This window comes from Halalkalibacter akibai JCM 9157 (assembly GCF_000513135.1).
Taxonomy (GTDB): domain Bacteria; phylum Bacillota; class Bacilli; order Bacillales; family Bacillaceae_D; genus Halalkalibacter; species Halalkalibacter akibai.
The window spans coordinates 1-3059 of record NZ_BAUV01000104.1 but is presented as its reverse complement, the minus strand read 5'-3'; the positions used below and the strand labels follow the sequence as shown (position 1 = coordinate 3059).

The following is a 3059-nucleotide window of genomic DNA, read 5'->3' as shown; positions in this document are numbered from 1 at the left end:
GTAGTATTAAGGTTTAAGGATACCTTCTTCATATTCAGTTAAAAAACTTAATAAGAGTATTAACCACTTTTTCTCATAAAATTTTTATCTATATTTCCCCGCCATAAACATTAATTACTGGTAGAATAAGCCCCAACCTGTTTAGATACTGCCTCCACCACAGCCTCCAAACGAGTTACCATTTCTTCCATTTTAGAATCAACAAGTTCTGAATAATCAAAGCTGTTTACAAAACTATCAATTGGATCAGCTTGGCTATTCCATAACTCAATAAATGATTTTCTAACATCTTTAAATTTTTCATCGGCATTGTAGTTTTTATTTAGTAAGTGTTCTATAACATTCTCTTTTTTGTCTAAATCGGAGAATAAAATTTTTGGTTTGAAAACACTCCTAAAGGTTTTTTTATTCATCTTGCTTTTACCTTCTCTTAATTCAAATAATTTTTCCTCATAGTTTTTATAATAGCAATCACACAAATGCGAAATATCCTCATAATCTAACTCCAACGCAACACTAAGCAATTTGGGATCTAAAAAATAGGATTCAATTGCATACTCTGACAAAACTAAAAATTGCTCCTTATCAATATTTAGACCATTTTCTACCCCCCGTTTCATCAACCAATCTACTCTATCCTCTACTAATTCTCCATCCGAATCAGTAATTACCCAAAAATTAGACTTAACAGCATCCTTATGTAATATTTGTGCATTAGCATAAAAACTCATTTTATCAAAACCGTCTGTTTGTATAATATCAATATATTTTTCAGAGAAACCAGAACCCAAGCCTTTATAAACAGCAATTTTATCTATCAATAGTGTAAATAATTGAGTATCATCCTTCCCTTCAACAAATAATACATTCTGTTTATTTAAAATATCAGAAATTTGAACACCTAACTCTTCAACAATATTATCGACTGTTGCTTCTACCAATGTAGTAACACCTTTTTCTTTGTTTACACAATGCACATTTTCTTTATCAATCTTACTTATTATTATTGGTGAATGTGTGGTTAGTAAGATTTGGTTATTTTCACTAAGTTTTAATAATGTATTTATCATTTTTCTTTGAAGTGACGGATGCAAATATACTTCTGGTTCTTCTATTAACAGAATAAAATTGTCATCTTTCCTTAAGGTTATATACGTTTGTAAAATAGATAAAATCATCATACTTTGTAGTCCTGTACCGCAAGCAAGAATATCAACTTCTCTTCCAGGAATATCTTTGTCAACTAAAACAGTTTTATATTTAAAGTCAAACTTGAAAGAGTTGTCAATTTTAACTTTTACAGCTAACGTATCAGTATTTATCGCATTCTGGAAATTATCTGTTAAGTTTTGAGAAAGTAAATTGCATTTTTCTTCTTCCTTCTGAGAAATAAGTGACTTTACTTCTTCATATGACAGTTTTCCATCGATTTTAGGAAGTTCAATATAATCTTCTTTATTATTTTCGCTTTGTAGTAGAGAAATTAGCTCTTTGAGGTTTGTTTTTGTACCTGCCGTTGTTTCTTTATCAGGTGTTCTGATAGCGGATACAATTTTTATTGGAGGGAGAAATTTTAATAAATCTGTCTTAGAAATTGAAATTTCATTGTTTATCTTATAAGATGTCTTTTGAGTCTTGGGGCAGTTAAAAGTAACTACTATTTCATTTTTATCTGGATAGTCTAATCCGTACTTTTCAATAGTTTCCTGGAACTTTTTTTCTCTATCTTGCTTTAGCTTTTCTAACTGCTTTATAACATAACTTTCGTCAGCTTCACGATCTTTTATTCTCAAATTAACTTTTGCCTGCATACCGTTGTATCCAAAATATCTTTCAACATCTAATTCTGTAATGTCTTTAAAAGTAACTACTATTTCAATATCTTCGTCTGTATCCATATGAAAATTCTCTAAATCTACTGTTTTATCTCCATAGAAACATTGTAAAGCATCTAATATTGTTGACTTTCCAAAATTATTCTTTCCTACTATTGCTGTTAAAGAATCTACATTAACAACTAAATGTTTAACAGACTTATAATTTCTAATTTCAATTGTACCTATCTTCATATATACCACCTCCTAAAATAATAAATTACTAATGAATCATATCTGCTAACTATATTTTTACATAGATTGACAATAAAATCCATAAATATCCTTCTTTTAATTTTATATGTAAATTAGAAGGTGTGACCGTCAAGTAAAATGGCACAGTTATTGCTCAACTAAAATGACACATTCAATTGGAAATTAGGTTTAAAACCTAATGTATTCCATATGATGAAATTTTTAAAATAAAAAAAAGAGCCTATATAACAAGTAATGTTTAAAAACTTGCATAATTTAGGCTCTTTAAGCTATATCTTTGTTAAAGTAAAGCCCCCGTTAGCTTAAAACTCAGGTATTCATTGCCTTTCTCTTTTTAAATGAAAGTACGATTGCTATAACAAATAAAATTACTGAAATCAAAATACTTGTCCCCGTAGCAATAGGTGTTAAAACCCCTAAAATCAATAAAATAAACCCTAATATGATTAAACTGACAACCATCAAAAATCCTCCTCTAAGTATTTATTTCACCATAAAAATCCAATTGGTTTGTTCCATTAACCTGCCCGTTAGCGCAATAAGCCAAAGAAGCTGCCGTGACGACAGCTCCCACTCTTTCGCTCAAGCTTCCTTTAGTTTAAGAATTTCTCATTGTTACTATTGCTTTTCTCTGCCTTTTCACTTATGAGTTTGCCTATAACCATAAGTGAAGTACCGACCAATAACATGAAAAAGAAAACCAATATATCTTGTATAAACCCTAAAGGATATACAAAGGAACCAGCAGTAGTTATCCCGAAACCAAAATAACTAATTTTTACTCCTAATAAATACTTCCCCATAAAATCTCCTTTAACTGAGAGCTTCTGCTCCGATAGTTCAATGATAATCAAATAATACAAATTTTTACAACGTTTTTCTTCAACTCTTCTGCCCGTTCCTTTAAGTACAATTTATCACAGACTTAATAAAAAATTGGGAGTTATTGAATATCAAGTATTCTGTGTG

3 protein-coding genes are annotated in these 3059 nt (G+C 29.8%); all 3 read right to left on the bottom strand.

Translation table 11 applies throughout. The features are described from left to right. Nucleotides 1-110: 110 nt before the first annotated feature. Nucleotides 111-2069: an ATP-dependent nuclease gene (locus JCM9157_RS22780; RefSeq protein ID WP_035668765.1), complete on the bottom strand. Its 1959-nt coding sequence runs from the start codon at nucleotides 2067-2069 to the stop codon at nucleotides 111-113. A 330-nt stretch (nucleotides 2070-2399) separates the two neighbouring features. After that, nucleotides 2400-2552, bottom strand: a complete 153-nt coding sequence (locus JCM9157_RS24805) for a hypothetical protein (RefSeq protein ID WP_156321518.1) — start codon at nucleotides 2550-2552, stop codon at nucleotides 2400-2402. Between the two features lie 131 nt (nucleotides 2553-2683). After that, nucleotides 2684-2893, bottom strand: a complete 210-nt coding sequence (locus JCM9157_RS22775; RefSeq protein ID WP_035668764.1) for a hypothetical protein — start codon at nucleotides 2891-2893, stop codon at nucleotides 2684-2686. Nucleotides 2894-3059 lie beyond the last annotated feature (166 nt).